The sequence below is a fragment of the Microbulbifer maximicatervae (SeqCode) genome, from assembly GCF_052467325.1.
Genome location: NZ_CP174310.1, coordinates 2,406,667 through 2,425,854, shown reverse-complemented (window position 1 = coordinate 2,425,854; position 19,188 = coordinate 2,406,667). Strand labels below are relative to the sequence as shown.

Genomic DNA, 19,188 nt, shown 5'->3' with positions numbered 1-19,188 from the left:
TATGCTATCCAAAGCTATATAGCTCTGATTAGAACCTCTTTTGTCTTAGCGCCATGGCTAATACCAGGAGAAGTAAAAATGAGACTGTCATTGATATGGGAACGAATTTCACTGATGGGATTTCCAGGTAGCCCTGGAAGAAGCTGTAAATTGCAGAAGTAAAGGCGAAAGAAAAGGTGAGCAGTGCAGATGCCATACCGTGGCCACCTTTAATTTCTGCCATGGCGAAACTGCTGGATAGTGGGTTGAGAAACCCTACAACAAAACAGCAGAGGTAAAGTGAGCCTAACAAGAAGGTTAGAGTGGAGTGGTACTCCAGATAGATAACAGCAGCTACTGGTATTAGTAGGGTTATCAAAATCCTCACTATTGGTAGTTTGTCATAGTTGACCAATGATCTGAATGTGAGTATGCCCAGTATATAGGTGGCGCTCAATCCAGTAACCGCGAAGTTTAACTGCATATAAGAAAGCGTCGCGCTGTACCTTAAGATTCCATGGATATTACCGATAATTGTCTGCATAACCAGTGCATAGCCAACCCCTGTTGATAACATATTTAATATACAGCTTTTTGTTGTTAGACAGCGCTTCCATATATTTAAAATGGTTTTAATCGTTGAAAGGGGCTGTCGATCTTTTCTGAGCGCAAGCTGTGAGTAAATCAGCATTGCTACCTCAATAGCTATCATTATGTAATAGGCGTATCGCCAATTAATGGGTATAAGAGTGTGGGCGAGTATTGTTGCTAGAATAGGGGCAACAATAATAGTCAGCGAAATAAATGAGGTTCGCTTCTTTACCGCTTCAGAAGAGCTGGCGTGTCGCAACATCACCGATCGCCCTATAGAGGAATAGCACCCAGTCCCGCCACCTATCAGGATGCACCCCAGGTAAAATGTAGAAAGGCTATGTGTATTGGCGACAGTGAAAAGTCCAGCAATCGACATAATCTGAGCATATTTCAAAATGCGACCAGCACTAAAAATATCCGAGAACATGCTAAGAACAATGGCGGAGGCAGAAAACATCAGGTACAGAGTACTTATCGCCAAATGAATCTGGCTTGTCTTAACCTCCAGGCTGGAGGCGATGGTGTCGCTTAAAGGCATAGATAACATCAGCGTCATGTAGCTGACAGTTGCCAGGCCATAGGAGAGATAGTGAAAGTTCGGTTCAGTGAGCTTATTCAAAGGATTGATAGAAGTTTTGAGTTGTTTTTTCTCGTGGCTACCGGAAACTAATGTAGCTTAAGGCTGGTAGCGGTAGGTGATTTATAAGTAGTTAGGATTGGGGTTGTCGAACTTTTCTATGTGCTCCTCTAGCAAATAAATCCCCATAAAAAAGCCCCGACAAGCCGGGGCTTTTAACCTCATATTTTAGTTATGGTTGGCCGATTGGCGCTGCGCAGGCGAGATAGACATCCAATTGATTATTGGTGAAGCTCAACCCTTCCAGTGTCAATCTCACTTGATCAAAGTCACTATTGGTGGTGGCCAGCAGTAAGCGGTGGTTATGTGCACCGTTGACTTTGAATGGGGCCAGACGATATCCACTAGTGGACTCCCCTGTAGCTACTCCATCCAGGTAAGTGCTGATTGTGATGGTGTTCAGGTAGATGATATCCAGCAGTGGTGTGGTGTGCTCTACCAGGAAACCGACCACATGGCGTCCCTCTTTAACCGAGTGGTGGTTGATTTGAATATGGGTAGATCCACCTGCACCGCTGACAACTTCCATTCTGGCAGCATCAGACAGGACGCCGTTAAATACCCTTTCTACTGCAGTAATAGAGCATCCATCACAAGGCTGTTCAATTCCGTAAGTCAGGTCTGCATCTACACCGTTAACGATCTCCAGGTCTTCAAACGCTGCACAGGATAGTCCTGATTCGAGGTCACAGGCATCGCCGATACCATCGTTATCAGAATCTTCCTGCCCGGGATTGTGAGTCTGGGGGCAGTTGTCGGAGTCATTTTCTACTCCGTCGCCATCCATGTCTGTATCGCAAGCATCTCCTATTCCATCACCGTCAGTATCGGTTTGGTTTGGATTTGGAATCGCGGGGCAGTTGTCGACGGTATCATCAAGGCCGTCATCGTCGCGGTCGTTATCGCAGAGGTCTCCGGCACCGTCGTTATCGCCGTCTTCTTGCCCTGGATTCGGAATCATTGGGCAGTTGTCGACGTCATCATTAACGCCATCACCATCCAGGTCTTCGTCACAGGCATCCCCAATACCGTCACCGTCAGTATCGGTTTGGTCGTTTGGCGTTAGTGGACAGTTGTCATCGGTGTTGTCTATGCCATCGCCATCAGCATCGCTATCACACTCATCGCCGACACCGTCGCCATCCGTGTCCGTTTGATTCGGGTTGGGAATGGCTGGGCAATTGTCTTCACCATCGTCGTGGCCATCGTTGTCGGTATCACTGTCATCGTCGCAAACGTCACCGATGCCGTCACCGTCCTGATCGGCTTGATCATCATTTGGAATAGCCGGACAGTTGTCGGAAGTGTCCGGGACAGTGTCACCATCCCGGTCGCTGTCACAGACATCACCAACGCCATCCTGATCGATATCCGACTGATCGCTGTTGGCAGTATCCGGGCAGTTATCGTAGGCGTTATCTACGCCGTCGTTATCGTTGTCGCCATCGCAGGCATCGCCGATTCCGTCGTTGTCACTGTCTTCCTGTAGTGTATTGCTGACATAGGGGCAGTTATCGTCGTCATTGAAGATACCGTCGCCATCGAGGTCTGGATCGCAGGCGTCACCGACTGAATCCCCGTCGGTATCTGTTTGATCACTATTGGATGCCGTGGGGCAGTTATCGGCTGTGTCATCGACGCCGTCGTTGTCGTCGTCGCTATCACAGATATCGCCGCTGCCATCCCCGTCACTATCGAGTTGGTCTGAGTTGGGTATTGATGGGCAATTGTCTGCATCGTTATCGGTGCCGTCTCCATCCAGGTCGTTGTCACAGGCATCCCCGACACCATCTCCATCCTGATCGATTTGATCGGTGTTGGGGACGAGTACACAGTTGTCAACGCTGTCAGGTACCTGATCGCCGTCGACATCGGTGTTGTCATCGCAGGCATCTCCGTATCCGTCACCATCTGTATCTGTTTGATCTGCGTTGGGTACCAGCGGGCAGTTGTCATTTTCATTTTCAACGCCGTCATCATCGCGATCGCTGTCACAGGCATCGCCGGTGCTGTCGCCGTCGGTATCGGTTTGATCATCGTTAGCAACAGCCGGACAGTTGTCATTACTATCGTCTATACCATCGCCGTCATCGTCGCTGTCACAGCTATCGCCTTGCCCATCACCATCGATATCGCTTTGGTCTGAATTGGCGGTAGCAGGGCAGTTGTCATCGTCGTTATCAATACCGTCACCATCCTGGTCGCTATCACAGGCATCGCCGACACCGTCTTCGTCGATATCACTTTGGTCGGTATTGCTATGGCTGGGACAGTTGTCATTCTCATCATCGACAGAGTCATTGTCGTCGTCGCTATCACAGGCGTCGCCAATGCCATCTCCGTCGTTATCGTCTTGGCTTGGGTTGTGGGTGGATGGGCAGTTGTCATCTTCGTTATCGATGCCGTCACTGTCCGCATCGTCATCGCAGGCATCGCCTATACCATCGCCATCCTGGTCGGTTTGTGAGGAGTTGGCTGCGGTTGGGCAGTTGTCGTCTTGATCGTCTACGCCGTCACCGTCGTCATCGCTGTCACAAGCATCGCCAATGCCGTCGCCGTCAAGGTCGGCTTGATCTGGGTTGGATACGGCTGGGCAGTTATCCTGGCCATCGTCGTGGCCGTCATTGTCAGTATCGCTATCTTCGTCACAGGCGTCGCCGATACCGTCATTGTCCTGATCTGATTGGTCTGGGTTGGCTACGTCCGGACAGTTATCCAAGCTGTCGGTGTAATTGTCCCCGTCGCGGTCGTTGTCGCACACATCCCCGACGCCGTCGCCATCGATATCACCCTGCTCACTATTTGAATCAGCAGGGCAGTTGTCAGAATCGTTGGGGACATTGTCGCCATCCAGATCACTGTCACAGGCATTGCCTATGCCGTCGCTATCACTATCGGCTTGATCTGAATTTGAGGTTTGTGGGCAGTTGTCTGAAGTGTCTGGGTGGGAGTCGCCATCGTCATCAGTATCACAGGCATCACCGCTGCCGTCGCCATCTAAATCATCCTGGTCTGAATTACTAACAGCCGGACAATTGTCATTATCATCATCGATACCGTCACCATCTGAATCTGTGACGCCAGGGGGCGGGAGCAAGTCATCGGCGGCATCGCCCCGGCCTCCATCAGAACCGCAGGCACTTAAAAGCACCAATGAAAATAGTATCGCAATAAGCGAAGGTAGACGCATGGTCATAATCTCCCGAACAAAATCCATTTTTGTTATCTGTCGGACAAGCGCAGTAGACCTATAAAAAATACGCCTGCAATAAATCATTTATGCTGGCGCACTTGGACTCCGGCTTATTTTTAGATAGATGTCATTATTTTGGTTGTGCGTATTTCTAATACTAAAGTTATGGCGCACAACCGTTTATGAGTGTGGTAACTATGCGTTCTTTCTCACTAAAAGTGTGATGAATGGCGAAATTTTGGCGGGATAATTTATGGGTGATAAAGCGTGTAATTAGTGAAGACAAATTTACGCCATAAAATATAATGGAATAGATAATTTGACAGCTTGATTTGCTCTTGACTCTTTCTAAAGTGGAATCTGATTCTGAGCCTGATTAAGCCGCTACTAAGATGGGGAATTACCCCGCTATTTCAAGTTGATTATAAATCTTGCAGGCAGGTATTTAGATCGAAGTATATTGGCTAAGGCTTCTTTAATAACACTCTTTGAAATCGCCTGGTGTAAATCAGGTGAGCCAAGGGCATCGACATCACCTGGGTTTATAGGCTGTGAACTTTCTATTTAAGGTTTAACTTCATTTCCATAAGTGATGGTTTGAATCCGACTTTTTCATAGGCTTTTATAGCTGAGCTATTTTGAGAGTAAACGTCAAGGTAGAAATCTAGAACTCCATTCTGTTTTCCCCATGCAATTAATTTCTCTATTAGCTTTGAGTTAATGCCCTTTCCTCGGTGCGCTGGTGATACATACATAAATCCCAGATAAGCATGCCGCTCATGATCAAGAGATATTTTTGAGCTTCGAATCTGGGCATATCCCGTTCCAATAACCTCACCTTCGATTTCAACTACCAGAAGATGTGAGTCATCAGATAGTATCAACTTTTCCATATCATAATAGAATGCTGATTCAGCTTTAATGGATGAATTGTATGGCCTTTCGGCTTCGATAAGACACTGTTCCAGCTTAAGTAAATCAGGAAGGTCTTCTATAAGTGCTGTTCTAAAATTTAACATCTTTATTTTCAGTGGTGATAGATTTGGTAATGAAAACTGCTCCAACTCTACAAAGGCCTGTATCTGACTTTGGTGTGGGCTAACAAAGCTAGACAAATTTTTATTGAGTGGCGGTCAATTCATACTTGTATCTGGCCTCTACTGCAGGCCGTGATCTGTGTGATTGCGTGAGGATAGCAGATTGTAAGTCTTGAAGCAGCTTTTGTGATTCAAGCATTGTTTGTTTAGGAAATTAGCCCAACGGTCCTTTCAATTGCCCAATACCCGCTGATTACTCCAACTGGATAAATAGCGTATTTTGATTGTGTTAGAAAGTGTTGATACAAAATTGAGATCTTCCAGTTCGAGAATATCCACTGAACTGTAGATGATAAGAAAGTCAAAACCAATACAAATAATATCTGCCCCAGTTCTACACCTATATTAAAGCTAAATAATGCGGTGATTTTATTGCTGTGAGGAAGGCCTAATTCCGCTAGCGCACTGGCAAAACCAAATCCGTGAAGTAACCCAAAGCCACTGGCAACAATCGCAGGATAGCGTCGGGTTAAACTCGTTTTACTCTGTCCATTATGCGCGTATACAATTTCTGCTGCTAACAGCATAATGCTCAATGGGATCAACACTTCAACAACGTCTACTCTTATGGTGAATAAATCTAAACTTGCGAGTCCCAGGGTGAGGGAGTGGCCTAACGTAAATCCGCTAATCGCTATTAAAGTGCTTCTAAAATTTCTGGCGATAAAGACTAAACATAATACGAATAGTAAGTGATCATAGCCCTCTAATATATGTAAGAAGCCTGCTTCAATATATTGATTGACGCAATCCCAAATAGTTAGGGTGGAAGGTAAATTTATCTCTAAGACCTTAGGGCCATTAAAGAGATTAATAGTGTCACCGTCTGATTTTTCAAAATGAATTAAGCTCGATAAGGCTGGGTTGGCAATGGGGTATGTGATTTTTATTGTTAGGGGATTATATAGCCTTGTAAAATTATTTGGGTGGGGGTTCCTGCATAGGTAACTCTTCACGTTGGGTCCGGCAGGCCCTGTTATATCTGGTTGTATTTGGCAGAATTCGCCCTTTAAGTGTATCTCAGGTTCAGTGCCTGGCTGCATGATAGGCGGGACTTTCCATCGAAGGATATATCTGCTTTCTGCGACCTCTTTTAACTCAATGTATATCGGTCTTCCATCATGAGCGAAACTAAAACTACTAATTGTTGTAAGTAACAATAAGAATAGAAGGGCTTTGATGATCTTGTAGGGATTTTTAGTTGGCATAGGTGATATCCACAGGTACATATGGTATCGAGGTATCCCTCTCTATTCTGTATCCTGCCAACAGCTCTTGTATCCTAAGTTGTCTAATTTCCTCCATTTTATTTCGTCGATAATCCTCAAGTACTAAGGGGGAGGCTTCTCTAAAGCTGGGTAGACGGCTTGTTTTGTTTTCACTAACCAAAATTAGATGTAGACCATACGGAGATTCAAATGGACCGGACCAGGTATTTAATGGTAGTTGAAAGATGCTTTCTGCCAAATTATCGCTGAAGTGGCTGGCTACTAGATGGAGAGTACGATCTACATAATTCCGGTGAAAGATGAATCTGTCTCCGTAGAAGGCGGATTCCTCGAATGGAACTGACTGCTTTATTAAGTGGTTCAAGCTCTGTTTAACAGTCTTCTCTAACTTGTCCTTAGGATGACGTCTAAAATCAAAGAAAACATGAGTGAAGGTAATAGATGCTTCAATTCGATATTTTTCGTGATGAAGCTGGAAGTAGTTTTCCAAGTCTTCTTCACTAATGTCAGTGTTACTGGAAAAGCCACCATTTACATAGTCCAGCTTTTGAATAAGGCGCCGTCGTATAATCTGATCATGCTTCTGTAGGCCTAGATTAAGGGCTTCTCGGTAAAGTACTTCTTCTTTAATGTAATCATTAATCAGGTTGGACTTTTCTGGCTGAGTCAAGCCCTCCCAATAACGTCGTGCAAAATTTTGATCAAATGTTTTTTTCTGGAATTGAAGGTGCTCAATTAGTATGTCCTCGCTGATAAGCAAGGTGTCTTCATAGTTGGTTCCATTTTCCTCTATTAATAACTCTGCTACAATGAATAGTACTAAAGCGATAATAGAAAAGTGTACCAAAGGCTCCCTTTTCAGAATCTCTAATTTCCGCTGCATGAAGCTTCCTCCATTGAAACCTGCAGAGAGTATTGATATCAGTATGCAAGCTACTTTTTTAGATATGCTATTTGCTTGCTGTAGCGTCGAGGTATCCTATCGGTATCAGGGGGTATACCAAATTGGGGATGTATAAGCGCGCTCCTGGATAACAGCGGGTCCTTCAGAGGGTATCTGAATATTTCCGTTGTTAATTTCTTTTACGGCCACTGCATCGTAAAGTGAATGGCGAGGAGTAGGGATTTGTAATACCCGAACATAGTAAAATGCTCTTTCGTTCACATTAAAGCTTGGATCCTGCCACAAGGTCGATAACTCAATAGAACCAATGTTGTTAGTGTATTGCCCCGTTTCTTGACTCACGGTATCACCCACTGGCTTTAACTGACCTTGGTTATTAAGAGTACGCTCCCCAGACCAAGCAACATTAATTACTTTCTCATGACTTTTTCCCCCTGCGTCCAGCCAAGATTTTACCACCTGAACTCGATCCAGATTTGCTCCTTTAGGATCTTTTGTCGCGCGTATAAGTAGCTGAATTGGTTGGTCAGTTCCTTGTGGTTTCACTAAATCACCCCCCATAGGTACCCCATGGGAATAACCTAGTTCAGCAATATTTTCAGCATCGATAGCGTGTTTCGGAAAATTCCAGCCTGCAAAGACGCGCACCTGAATTCGAGGGCCTGTAGTGGCGTATACCTCACGACGTTTAAATGCAGCGAAAAGGCTTTCTCTGGTATTTTCTTCTGCCCAAGCGGCGGCGAGTCCAGAAGCGGACATGTTCCAACCTGTAGCCTTGGTTCCGCCAATGACAGTGTTAGTTCGCTTGCTGCTTGGTACTGAGTCGTGGGCAAACTTGCCCCAAAAGTTGTTCTCCTCCGCAGTTGACATACCAGTGTGTGAATCTGTGGACCCTATGAACCCCAGCTTATAAGGGTTTACACCAATTTTTTTCTGTATTTCCAGCCCTGTACGTAAGGCGGATCGGACGAAATCACCTTTAGCGACACGGTACGACTCCGGGTCAGCTTGTAGGTAGAATGGATAATTCTCAAAGTCTGCGAAAGGATCGTCCGGGGAAAGCGTTGAATGGGTTTCTGAGTCCCCCTTAATTTGTGTTATTTCAACCAGGGGCTCCCAGCGCATGCGTGTACGCGCATACTGTGTATCAATTGGCTCGCCACGCAGAGTGGTTTCTGCAAACATATACCCTTTGGAAACGTTGGAATTATGTGGGATCGCAATGAATTCACTGCCAGTTCGTTTAGATGTCTCATCTAACCAGTGCCACAAATCTTCTGGGTACTGGCTCTGATCAGCCCCAAAAGGAAGATACTGCTTAGCTTTATCCGCCCCGTCAGGGGAGACCACAACCCGGTGTAAGTTGGCCCCGGTTGGGGTTGAGCTCCATTCCCAGCCAATAAAACTGGTAAAGGTGCCTGGGTTGTTATGGCGCTCTGCAGCATCGACTATTGCGCTCCATGCACTTGTCCGGGTTTTATCCAAATCACCAAGAACCGGCTCTGGGAACTTGTTAGCCGGGTCCTGGACAGGGTCGGCGGGAGCTACTGTGTCGAGAGCCTTAGCGGGCAGTAACTCATTGAAAATATCCATACCTTCATTTATAGATACTTTATATCGGATATGCTGCTTGGCAAACCAGCGCATCATCGACTGGTATAAGGACATATCGCTGTCTAGCTCATCTGTCTTATTCACCACTGCCCTCATAACACCCAGCCCTTCAGCGTGATCTGAAACCACGAGAAAATCCAGGGGGGTGTCTATACGTACTTTCGCATGAGTGTAGGGGTGAATAACCGGCTGTCCCTTGGCCCAGCGATAAGCAGTGTCTGGAGTTGCCGAATAATTTTGGCTTAAGAAGGCATCGAACGAATAGGAGGTATGAAGGTGCATATCTCCCCAGAAAACCTGAGTGGGCTCACTAGCAGCAACACTTAGGTGAGTGATGGATAATGTAACCCCTACCAGACGTGCTATTCTTTTTATGGGATTTTTCATATTTCCAATTACCAGCGTCGGCTGGCTATCTTTTAGGCGACTAGATCCTCTTAACATGTCAGGATCGTTAGGATAATCTTGGTAAATAAGGATGTGATTGATTAGATGCTAATCATTTGGCTTTTAGGTTTCTTTGCAAATAAAGCCAATCTCTTGACCAATTAGGACACATTTGTAGATGGCTGAGTATGGACACACGACCATTGCAACTTGGGTATTACCTATTATTGAGGCCCTAAAACCATTCTGTTCCACCCAAGAAATTTTGCAGCGTGCAGAAATTGACCCCAAATGCATAGTGGATGCAAACCAGAGAATTCCTTTAGAGAATATGAAAAAACTATGGGGGCTCGCTGAATCTATATCAGATGATGATTGTATCGGCCTGCAAGTCACTAAGTATGTGAATCATACAAACCTTCACGCTCTAAGCTATGCCCACTTGGCCAGTAGCTCCATCAGGGAGAGTTTACTAAGATCTGCTCGATTCTCAGAAGTTGTTACCACCGCTATGCGAATCAATGTTCATGATGAGCGGCAACAAGTAGTAGTATCCTGGGAAAAAGTTGACAATTTTCCATATGATCCAAGTATTCACGCTATAGATGCCTTTATGGCTTTGCTAATAAAGTCCATCAGAAAGATATGCCCTGATGTACATCGTCATTTGATTTCTATTAATCTGGAGAGGCCCAGACCTATCACTCTTGAGCGGCATCAATTGATGTATAAGTGCCCAATTAACTTTTCGGCGGACACTTGTGAGATTAGATTTAAACAAGAGTTTGTTGATCGAAAGCTCTCTTCGGGAAACGATGAGCTGGTCAGGGTCAACGAGCAAGCCCTAATTGGTTACTTGGAGCGTTTGCAGAAGAATGACATAGTTAGCATGACCAGTAGAGTGCTTGTTGATCTGATGGTTACAGGTAATTTTTCACAAGAGGTCGTGGCCAAGGAGCTTGGTATTAGTAGCCGTGGTTTGCATAGAAAGTTAAAAGAAAGAGGTTCCAGTTATCAGGCTGTGCTAGATGAAATACGCCAGCATCAGGCTGTGCAGTACCTTAAGCAAAACGATACCCCGATCACGTCAATTGCCTACAAACTGGGGTTCGGTGATACCAGTAGTTTTTCCAGAAGCTTTAAAAAATGGACTGGGCAATCTCCACGAGAATTTCGGACTAAGCATCGTAGAGATATTTCAACAGAAATCTGTATAGATTAAAAGCGACTTTATTTATCAATAGAGGAGTCGATTTGTTTGCATTAATTACTCCTAGGGCTATTGGATATTACATATCACCCAGCTAAATTTGGTTGGACTATTCTATAGTTATCGAGAGAAAAGAGGGGAAGTCTAGTCTTTAAAGGGGCTGATAAAGTACTTGAATTTCTCATTCGGTATCATCAAATGCCTCAAGCTCTTCCTTGCTTCGAACCCAAGACTTAACTCTGCCAACTGTAATCCCATTATCATCGTCAAACAGGATTTCAGTGCCTTCAGGATCAAGTTCATCATAGATGGGAATAAGACTGCTTAGTCCCTCAAAAATCCAGCGACCTCTACGCCCTTTATCATTTGTCCAGTCACTTTTGTCTTCGATGCCGGACTTCCCGTACTGAATGGCCTTCTGGTAAGCTTGCTCTCTATCATCAGCCTTTAGTATCACAACATTTGAGAATGCCCGACAGCGCCGACGCATATTGTCGAGTTCCTCATCATCAAATTGAAACCTCTCTATAATTGTTGCGACCCACCAGCCGTAGGGGCTCTTATTTCTGCCAGGAATTCTCTGGTTACTCATTTTAACTGCCTTGTACTCACCGGTGATGGGGAAGCTAATAATCTCTTCTTATGCATTAATTCCTCCGCTTGCGCTCATGTAAAACAGGAATAAAGCAGCGGCGAGATTTAGGGGTACACGAATAATACCTGCAATTCTGTTTGGGCCCCACTCATCTTTAGCTATGGCCGTTTTGAACTCATTTAGAGTGAAGTAACAAAATGCGCAGCCAAGTAAAAAGGAGCCTGCCCGAGTATTGAAAATGGACAGATTTAGCATCTCAGGATTCAAAAACCGGATGGCCAGCAAGCCAAGCATTGCCAGTAGGGTGGTGAGGATAATAAATTCATTAATTCCAAGTGCCTTCTTGTTCATAAAATACGATGTTCCAATTAGTGCGGGCTAACAACTAAGGCAACTTGCCAGTGATGGGCTTTTCTTTGGGGGCTTACCGGTTTGTTAAACTAGTGCATGTCCTCGCAAGCTTGTATGGTTGCTCTCATCCGAACTTGATCTTAACGCCTCCACCGCGAGGGGATAGGTAGGGCCCCACCTTTGGAGCCAATTTTAGACCAAACAAAGGATCAATTGCAGCCTAATTCCCACACTAACCAACACACTTGGAGGTAGTAATGGGAGCTAGCAGTGGACAGGCGTACCCTACACAGACAAGCCGGGGATTCCATAGGAATTTATATCGGCTCGCTGCATCTGGATGAGCGGCACCAGAGTTGGTGTACTCAAGTGATAAAAACGCTAGCCGCTAACTGTTGTGCTACACCTCAATTACTCCACAATCTCATCCCTAGCGAGTTCAATCGTGGTGTGGAGAGGGCTCTTCAGTAGGCGCTGTAGTGGTGATATTAATTTCTTGGCATCAAGCACGGAGGTGAAAGTACGGATTACCTTTCCCTGTTTTGTATGTTGGCTATTAAGGCACGATTAACGGGTTCGATACACGTATATTTCGATTGGACTTCACTTTCTGAGATACCCTAAGAACATTTAGAATTTACAGTTTCACCCTTTGAGTGAAGTAAATTTTTAGGGGGTGTCGCATCAAAAAGTCCAATCCCTAAAGGGTATAAAAATAACGCCATTACTATTCCTAATAGGATGGTTACCTAAAATCCTCAGCAACATATTAAAAAACCTAAGCAATTTTGCCTGTAAGCAGAAAGGCGCTTGTGGTAAGTGACAGCATTGATAATCTTTTCTTCTGAGTTCCTTGGTGTGAGCTTAATAAAAGCACCAGGCTAAATGATTTGTTTTGTAAATAACTCAGATTATTCAAAGCGTAAAGTTAAAAAATATAGGCACAAAAATAATCTTATTGGATTTTATTAAGTTTGTTTTAGTGTCAAAGCTGCGTAAAATCAATAGATGATTATTGGTATTTTGGTCGGCGTCGATCCGCCTCTTAAAACGCCAGCTACCAAAGAAATTTAACCGAGTCAATATTTTTCTAAAATCAGCCTGTCAAAGGGGAGCGGTATTGTGACGTAAAAGCAAGTAAAAGGCGCTGACCCGAGGTGCTCGAACACCAGGGGCCAGCTAACCAAATTGATAAGCAGACTATCAAAATGGCTATATGGATCATACGCTAGAAACCCGCTCGTCTTCAATAAACTGGAGGATATTGAGCAGTTTGGAGAGGTTCTCCAAGCTCTGGGAGCGTAGTGCCCGCCTTTTCTTCTTCTATGCCTACCGTTCTCGTGCACCCCCTCATATTTCCTCAAAAAGTTACTTACAAAGCCTTCTATTAAGGGTGGCCTACAAATGGTTTGAGTCTTAGAGGAAACAAAAATGTTGATCTTAAAGCGCCGGACGGGTCAAAACTTAAGGATTGGAGCAAATGTCTCAATTACCGTACTGGAAGTTAAAGGTAATCAAGTGAAGATAGGCATACTTGCTCCCAAATCCCTACCTATTCACCGTGAAGAAATATTTATACGTGTACAGAAGGAGCGGGCACTCGGAAGAGGAGATCGTTGATAGCCTCGCTGTGGCTACGGATTTCCCAAAGCATCCATGTCAAAACCATAGTGAGGTAGCGGTTTTGATGTTGGGTGCCTTTGCAAGCGACCCCTACTTGCTGGATGTAAGCAATGGGTTAATGTTGAACTCACCTACCAATATGTCATAGGTGTCCAATTTATGGGCGTCCAAGATTGTTCCAATTCAAATGAATCTCTACTCAACACTATCGTTGAGTAGAGATTCATTACAGACCCGCACGATGGGTGGTATGGGTACAGGTAGCTAAAAACTACCGGCTACCTGATGTATAAAAAATTTATTCATAATCTGTAAGGCTTAATCCTTCTTTCTTACAAACACTTACAACTGAATCACGCAGAGCTAGTTTTCGGAGATAGCGTGCTAAATTTTTAAACGACAAAGGAGGCCTCTTAAATTCATCTGACCAAACTGATAGCATAAATAAGAAAAAATCACAGGCGCTAATAGATTCTCCAACTAAATAATCTTTACCCTCAAGCTCGTTATCAAGTAATTCCAGCATTTCTGTAATTCTTATTTCTTGAGCCTGAGTTATATTCTTAACGCCTCTTTCATCTGTAGTATGCTTTTGAGGATAAAAGTAGACCATCAATTCAGCTTGAACTGTATTGGTTAAATACATCATCCATTGAAAGAACAAAGCTCGATCAGGGGAGCCTATTTTAGGTATTAAGTTTGAGGATGGATTTGTTTCCGATAAATGAATGCAAATCGCAGCGCTTTCAAATATTGGTTGTTCATTATCAATTAGTGTTGGAATTCTTCCAGATGGATTTAAGGCTAAATAATCCTGAGATTTTTGAGCATTACTTTTCCTATCTACTGTAATTAATTCGAAATCAGCTTTTAGCTCTTCAAGGATAAAGTGAGGAGCCATACTGGCATTTAAAGGATAATAATACAGATGGTACAACGAACTCTCCTTTCTAGGTTTGCTAAACGGCAGCCGGAACACAATGTGGGCTGTCCGGTGGAGGGCGTGAACTAATGGGGTGAAAGTCCCCTGTAGGAAAATATGGGGTCCATTAAATACTAACTACTAACGAATGGCAACTGTAACACCGTGAGATCTTGTGGGAACGAGTCTGATAGAAAAACAACGCGATGACGAACAGAAACATCTTAGAAGGCTTAGCCGAGTGATCTAACGGGTAGAGTCAATGATACAGTTGTGTAGTGAAAGTTCACGTTCTTATTGTTTAACTTGCTGCTGTGGAGCTGTCAACATGGCAACAGATTCAAAAATAGGCCAAACCCGATAGCGACCATCGCGGGGATAGAGAAAAGTGGTGGAACACGGCAGTGCTGCGGTCAGTAATGGCCAAGGTGATTAAACAGAAGTCAGAAGATGGCATAGTAGCTAAGTGCCAAGATCAATATCTTGGACACGGTGAAGGACTGAACCTAAATCCAAGAGTTAAAAGACAGGGCTAGCCTACCGATAGGTTTCCAGTCGGATAAGTTGAGGTGGCGCACTGCCATGACACTCAACTCACATGAAGAGCTACTCGACGCTGTCATTGGGTAAAGATTCATTACGGATAGGGAACCGCCCATTGCGGACCCGCACGATGGGTGGTGTGGGGGCCGGTAGCTAAAAACTACCGGCTACCCGATTTAACCGCGTGCCACAAAATATTTAAATATTATTTGTATCGTTTACGGTTTCTTCAAGCATCTCTGAAAATTCTTTGGGCTTGGCCCGATAAATCACATGATCGCCACCAAATGTACGAATTGTCCATTTTCGCTCTACTGCCCGATGCCAAGAAGGATCTTTAGCTCTATCGGCTTTCGACACCCCCTCAGGAATAAAAGCTACATAAGTGACATTGAGTTTTTTTGCCAGAGGATTCTTATACGATACAGGTTCCGTAAGTGTTTTTAATGGCTGCGTAACATCTCGTGGAAATTCGGAATTAACATCGATCCATGAGAAGTGAACTTGACCATTTACCACTTTATGTTCCTCTGGTATTGGCTGCCCCTCCATCATTGACATGCCATCCTCAGGTACTTTCGCGTCTAAAAATGTAACATGATGAATTCGCTCTGGAATACGATCGATAACTCCGGTGATTACCATGCCACCATAGCTATGACCTACAAGTACCACATTTTTCAACTTTTCAAAAATAATCAGGTTAACGATATCGTTGATATGTGTGGTTAAGTTAACATCAGGAGTGGAAAGGTGATGCCTTTCACCTAACCCCGTCAGTGTTGGCCTGTAGACGGTATGACCTTTAGCGCTAAGGTGTTTACCAACCTCCTTCCAGTCCCACCCCCCGCCTGTAGCACCATGAACCAAAACAAAGGTGTGATAATCTTTTTTTGTATCAACTTCTTCAGCAACAGTTTCAAATGTCGCAAATATTAAGAATATTACTAATGAGAATATAGTTTTCAATGAAATTCCTCTTTTTGTATTCTTGATTTTCCACCTACAAGTAAAATTGCTAATAAAGCAGTTAATGCCTCAAACTGCAGCGCGAAGCGTCCGACACCTTAACCTGGTACGCCCGTCCAGCATGGGCGTGAACAAATGGGGTGAAAGCCCCTTATAGGAAGATCACCATTTAATGGGCTTCATTAAATGCTAACTACTAGCGAATGGCAACTGCAACACCGTGACTTTTGTGGGAAGGAAGCCGCTAGTAAGACTACGGACTGAAGAATATAAGTATCCTATAAGGCTTAGCCTGGAGGGGAGGTGGCCAAGGACACCGAAGCATTGTGATCTAATGTGTAGAGTAAATGATGCAGTTGTTTGGTGAAGTTCACGTTCTTATCTAGAGAGATCTGTTAAGCCTGCTGCTGTGAAGCTGTCAGTGTGGCCGCTAGTTCAAAAGTAGACCCAACCCGCTAGCCACCTTCGAGGGTATAGACAAAAAGCAGTGAAACACAGCAGCTCCTCAATCAGCATTGACCACGATGATTAAATAGAAGTTAGCTGACGGCATAGTAGCTAAGTGCCAAGATTAATACCTTGGACAGAGTTAAGGCCTGAACCTAAACTCTACGAGTTGAAAGAGTGGGCTAGCCTTCCAGTCGGATAAAGTTGAGGTAGGATACCGCCATTATGCTTAGCTCAAATGAAGAGCTGCTCGACACTATCGTTGGGTAGAGATTCATTACGGATAGGGAACCACTCATTGCGGACCCGCATGATGGGTGGTGTGGGAACCGGTAGCAAAAAGCTACCGGTTATCCGATTTAAGATTGGTCCGTAGCTCTTTCCCATTCATCTGCATAGCCACTTGAGCGTAGATATGAACGTAGGGAGTTCATTATGTATTCGTTCCAAGCCTCAAGATCTTTGTGGCCACAAACTAATCTTTCTTCCTCTATATCCTCTACAGATAAGTCAACCATAGACCAGAAGAATTTTGCTAAATGAAACGCCTCGTCTCTATCAGAAACCATACCTTTAGAAATTATAAGGCTTGTTTTTTGATCGTCGAGGACGTTTGCGTAGTGAAGAATAATATCTTTTTCTTCTTCGAACCTATATTTGATCATAGAGCGTCTTGTGCCTCCCTAATAACCGACATTCTGTCAGCAAGCCAAATGAGCTTTTGATGTAATTGGGCTGTGGTCATTTTTCGAGTGACCGTCAAGAAATAATGCTGTTTATCCCTCTCGTCAGCGATAAATTCAAGCCCTTCTGGTAAATCACATTTTTCTATTACCCAAAATACATCGACTGGGCTACCTTTGGCATGTTTCTTTTTTAGTTTGTACTGATCCTTTAAGTGCTGCCAATGAGCCGAAAACGATAGCCCCATTTGAGAATGCGGTATAACCCATTGCTTACACTGTGAAAAAAGGTAATCTTTCTCTCGAATATTGTTGTATGTTTTACCTTGTTTATCATCCATATACAGAGTCGGATGCTCACCTCTTTGTGTTGGTCGTGCAAAAAAAGCATCATAACTTTTAATGTACTCTCGAATATCTTGAATTATCCGAAACTGTTCCATATTCACATTCCATGTCTAAAATCTTAACGTTGCCAGCACACGCAGTGTGCGATCGTGCCTGTGTTTGGTACGCTCAGCATAGGTGTGGACTAATCGGGTAATAGCCTCCCTGTATGAGGGTCACCATTATATGGGTTTCATTAAATGCTAACTACTAGCGAATGGCAACTGCAACACCGTGAGGTCTTGTGGGGAGGGAGCCGCTAGCAAAACTACGAGCTGACGAACAGAAACATCATATAAGGCTTAGCCTGGAGGGGAGGCGGCCAAGGACACCGAAGCTGCGTGATCTAACGGGTAGGGTAAGTAATGCAGTTGTTTAGTGAAAGTTTACGTTCTTATCTGGGGAGATCTGTTTAACTTGCTGCCGTGAAGCTGTCAGCGTGGCCGCTGATTCATAAATAGGACCAGCTAGCCGCTATTGCGGATTGGCACGATGGGTAGCGTGGGAGCTGGTAGCTAAAACTACCGGCTACCCGATTTATGCGCCTGTCCCTGCCTTGTCACAGCGACATCTATGTAGTGACCAAATAGTGCTTATTTACGATTAGCCCACGGAGAGTTATTTTCAAAAGTTGAGATATACAGATCCTCGACTTTATCTCGTGCCCACTGGGTTTTGCGTAAAAACTTGAGCGAAGACTTAATTGATGGGTCGCTCTTAAAGCAATTGATATTGATCCTGTCTGCCAAACCATCCCAGCCATAATGTTCCTGCAAACGTGTAACAACTTTCTCAAGAGTAATACCGTGTAGCGGATTATTTGGTTGATCTTTACTCATTTTTCAATTAATACTCTATGTTTAATGACGTATAATGCCGTGAATATGGTCTGATGAAGTTGGCACGTAATCGCAAATGAAATTAGTTGACAGGCTTGCCGGTCCTTTCCCTAAACTTGCTATGTGTTTAAAGCCCTTTAATAATTATAATTGATATACTAATAAATGTGGATATAAGTAATATAGTGATACATTGTTTGAATCTTTGATTACTTCGTTTTGTTAACTTTTGAGTAAAGGTGGTATCTGTTTCGATAGCATTTTTTAATAGAATATTTGAGCTAGATTGCAATAGTTCACCTATCTTTTCAGCTTCCTCTGGGCTCATTTCAGTCTTCGATGATATTTCAGATATCCTCTGGTGAATCGATGAGAGCTCATTGTATTCAGCCTTGTTGATTTTACCTGACTGAAATAACTCTTCCTGCTTTTCTCTCAGTGTAGTTACATCCACAATTCTTCCTTACACATAACGCCTTGCACCGGCACCGCTTTGTGCTAGCGTAGCGTACAGCACAAAGCGAACGGAGTATAGGTGGTGGGATGCAGCAACTTGTTAAAAGCTTACTGGGACCAGTAACCCAATATATGGTATTTGCCAGACTCTTCAGGTTTTAAACGAATGCCGAGAGCTCTAAAGCCAGGGCAGATAATAAGAGCATGATTGCTAGCGCTACCAGCACCTATTGGTTGTTTGGCATCACCTTCGAGAATGTTGAGGGTGCATAACGAGCTAATGCTTCGCCGCTTGTTGAATTCTGACTGTGTGCTGTTTCCGACGTGAACGAAGCTATCTGTATTCCCTGATTCTAATAGAGATCTGACCGCTATTGAAACTGCCTGATATGATAAGGCACTAGAAGATAGGGCAGTCAAAATTAATGCTGCGATTATTTTCATAACTTTTAACGCCTTATACACAGGCGAGTGGAACGACGTGTAGCGAGTCCATCCCGCATCCTTTGTGGGCGATTGTGCCACAATT

17 protein-coding genes are annotated in these 19,188 nt (G+C 44.2%); 2 read left to right on the top strand and 15 right to left on the bottom strand.

Annotation, left to right across the window (positions count from 1 at the left end; translation table 11 throughout):
- Window positions 1–28: 28 nt before the first annotated feature.
- The 6 genes from ACJJIE_RS10925 to ACJJIE_RS10900 form a co-directional block, all read right to left on the bottom strand.
- On the bottom strand, window positions 29–1,192 hold the full coding sequence (locus tag ACJJIE_RS10925) for an MFS transporter (protein ID WP_444894608.1): 1,164 nt from the start codon (window positions 1,190–1,192) through the stop codon (window positions 29–31).
- A gap of 190 nt (window positions 1,193–1,382) precedes the next feature.
- Entirely contained in the window at window positions 1,383–4,427 is a 3,045-nt protein-coding gene (locus ACJJIE_RS10920) for a thrombospondin type 3 repeat-containing protein (protein ID WP_444894607.1), read from the bottom strand.
- Between the two features lie 536 nt (window positions 4,428–4,963).
- Window positions 4,964–5,422 (bottom strand): GNAT family N-acetyltransferase, encoded by a 459-nt coding sequence (locus ACJJIE_RS10915; protein WP_444894606.1) that lies wholly within the window; start codon window positions 5,420–5,422, stop codon window positions 4,964–4,966.
- A gap of 224 nt (window positions 5,423–5,646) precedes the next feature.
- On the bottom strand, window positions 5,647–6,708 hold the full coding sequence (locus ACJJIE_RS10910) for a HupE/UreJ family protein (RefSeq protein ID WP_444894605.1): 1,062 nt from the start codon (window positions 6,706–6,708) through the stop codon (window positions 5,647–5,649).
- On the bottom strand, window positions 6,698–7,612 hold the full coding sequence (locus ACJJIE_RS10905) for a peptidylprolyl isomerase (protein WP_444894604.1): 915 nt from the start codon (window positions 7,610–7,612) through the stop codon (window positions 6,698–6,700). Before ACJJIE_RS10905 ends, ACJJIE_RS10910 begins: the two co-directional genes overlap by 11 nt.
- A gap of 105 nt (window positions 7,613–7,717) precedes the next feature.
- On the bottom strand, window positions 7,718–9,634 hold the full coding sequence (locus ACJJIE_RS10900; protein WP_444894603.1) for a DUF3604 domain-containing protein: 1,917 nt from the start codon (window positions 9,632–9,634) through the stop codon (window positions 7,718–7,720).
- A 178-nt stretch (window positions 9,635–9,812) separates the two neighbouring features.
- Between ACJJIE_RS10900 and ACJJIE_RS10895 the strand changes: the two genes are divergently transcribed.
- Window positions 9,813–10,856, top strand: coding sequence for an AraC family transcriptional regulator (locus ACJJIE_RS10895; RefSeq protein WP_444894602.1), 1,044 nt, complete (start codon window positions 9,813–9,815; stop codon window positions 10,854–10,856).
- Window positions 10,857–11,025: 169 nt separating this feature from the next.
- Here ACJJIE_RS10895 and ACJJIE_RS10890 read toward each other — a convergent pair whose 3' ends face one another.
- Window positions 11,026–11,436, bottom strand: a complete 411-nt coding sequence (locus ACJJIE_RS10890; RefSeq protein ID WP_444894601.1) for a DUF4288 domain-containing protein — start codon at window positions 11,434–11,436, stop codon at window positions 11,026–11,028.
- A gap of 48 nt (window positions 11,437–11,484) precedes the next feature.
- Window positions 11,485–11,790 carry a hypothetical protein gene (locus tag ACJJIE_RS10885; RefSeq protein WP_444894600.1) on the bottom strand — a complete coding sequence of 102 codons (306 nt, stop codon included), beginning with the start codon at window positions 11,788–11,790 and terminating at the stop codon, window positions 11,485–11,487.
- 1,431 nt (window positions 11,791–13,221) lie between these two features.
- On the opposite strand from ACJJIE_RS10885, the gene csrA reads away from it, so the two are divergent.
- On the top strand, window positions 13,222–13,410 hold the full coding sequence (gene csrA, locus ACJJIE_RS10880; protein WP_444894599.1) for a carbon storage regulator CsrA: 189 nt from the start codon (window positions 13,222–13,224) through the stop codon (window positions 13,408–13,410).
- 301 nt (window positions 13,411–13,711) lie between these two features.
- Here the strand turns inward: csrA and ACJJIE_RS10875 are convergent, their stop codons facing one another.
- The 7 genes from ACJJIE_RS10875 to ACJJIE_RS10845 all read right to left on the bottom strand — a co-directional run bounded on the left by ACJJIE_RS10875 (window position 13,712) and on the right by ACJJIE_RS10845 (window position 19,103).
- Window positions 13,712–14,350 carry a glutathione S-transferase family protein gene (locus ACJJIE_RS10875; protein WP_444894598.1) on the bottom strand — a complete coding sequence of 213 codons (639 nt, stop codon included), beginning with the start codon at window positions 14,348–14,350 and terminating at the stop codon, window positions 13,712–13,714.
- A 726-nt stretch (window positions 14,351–15,076) separates the two neighbouring features.
- Complete coding sequence (locus tag ACJJIE_RS10870; protein WP_444894597.1) at window positions 15,077–15,847, bottom strand: alpha/beta hydrolase; 771 nt, start codon at window positions 15,845–15,847, stop codon at window positions 15,077–15,079.
- Window positions 15,848–16,653: 806 nt separating this feature from the next.
- Entirely contained in the window at window positions 16,654–16,959 is a 306-nt protein-coding gene (locus tag ACJJIE_RS10865) for a hypothetical protein (RefSeq protein ID WP_282931756.1), read from the bottom strand.
- On the bottom strand, window positions 16,956–17,420 hold the full coding sequence (locus ACJJIE_RS10860) for a hypothetical protein (RefSeq protein ID WP_282931757.1): 465 nt from the start codon (window positions 17,418–17,420) through the stop codon (window positions 16,956–16,958). Before ACJJIE_RS10860 ends, ACJJIE_RS10865 begins: the two co-directional genes overlap by 4 nt.
- 537 nt (window positions 17,421–17,957) lie before the next feature.
- Window positions 17,958–18,203 (bottom strand): VF530 family protein, encoded by a 246-nt coding sequence (locus tag ACJJIE_RS10855; protein ID WP_282931758.1) that lies wholly within the window; start codon window positions 18,201–18,203, stop codon window positions 17,958–17,960.
- Between the two features lie 127 nt (window positions 18,204–18,330).
- Window positions 18,331–18,657, bottom strand: coding sequence for a hypothetical protein (locus tag ACJJIE_RS10850; RefSeq protein WP_282931759.1), 327 nt, complete (start codon window positions 18,655–18,657; stop codon window positions 18,331–18,333).
- Between the two features lie 110 nt (window positions 18,658–18,767).
- Window positions 18,768–19,103 carry a hypothetical protein gene (locus ACJJIE_RS10845; protein WP_282931760.1) on the bottom strand — a complete coding sequence of 112 codons (336 nt, stop codon included), beginning with the start codon at window positions 19,101–19,103 and terminating at the stop codon, window positions 18,768–18,770.
- Window positions 19,104–19,188 lie beyond the last annotated feature (85 nt).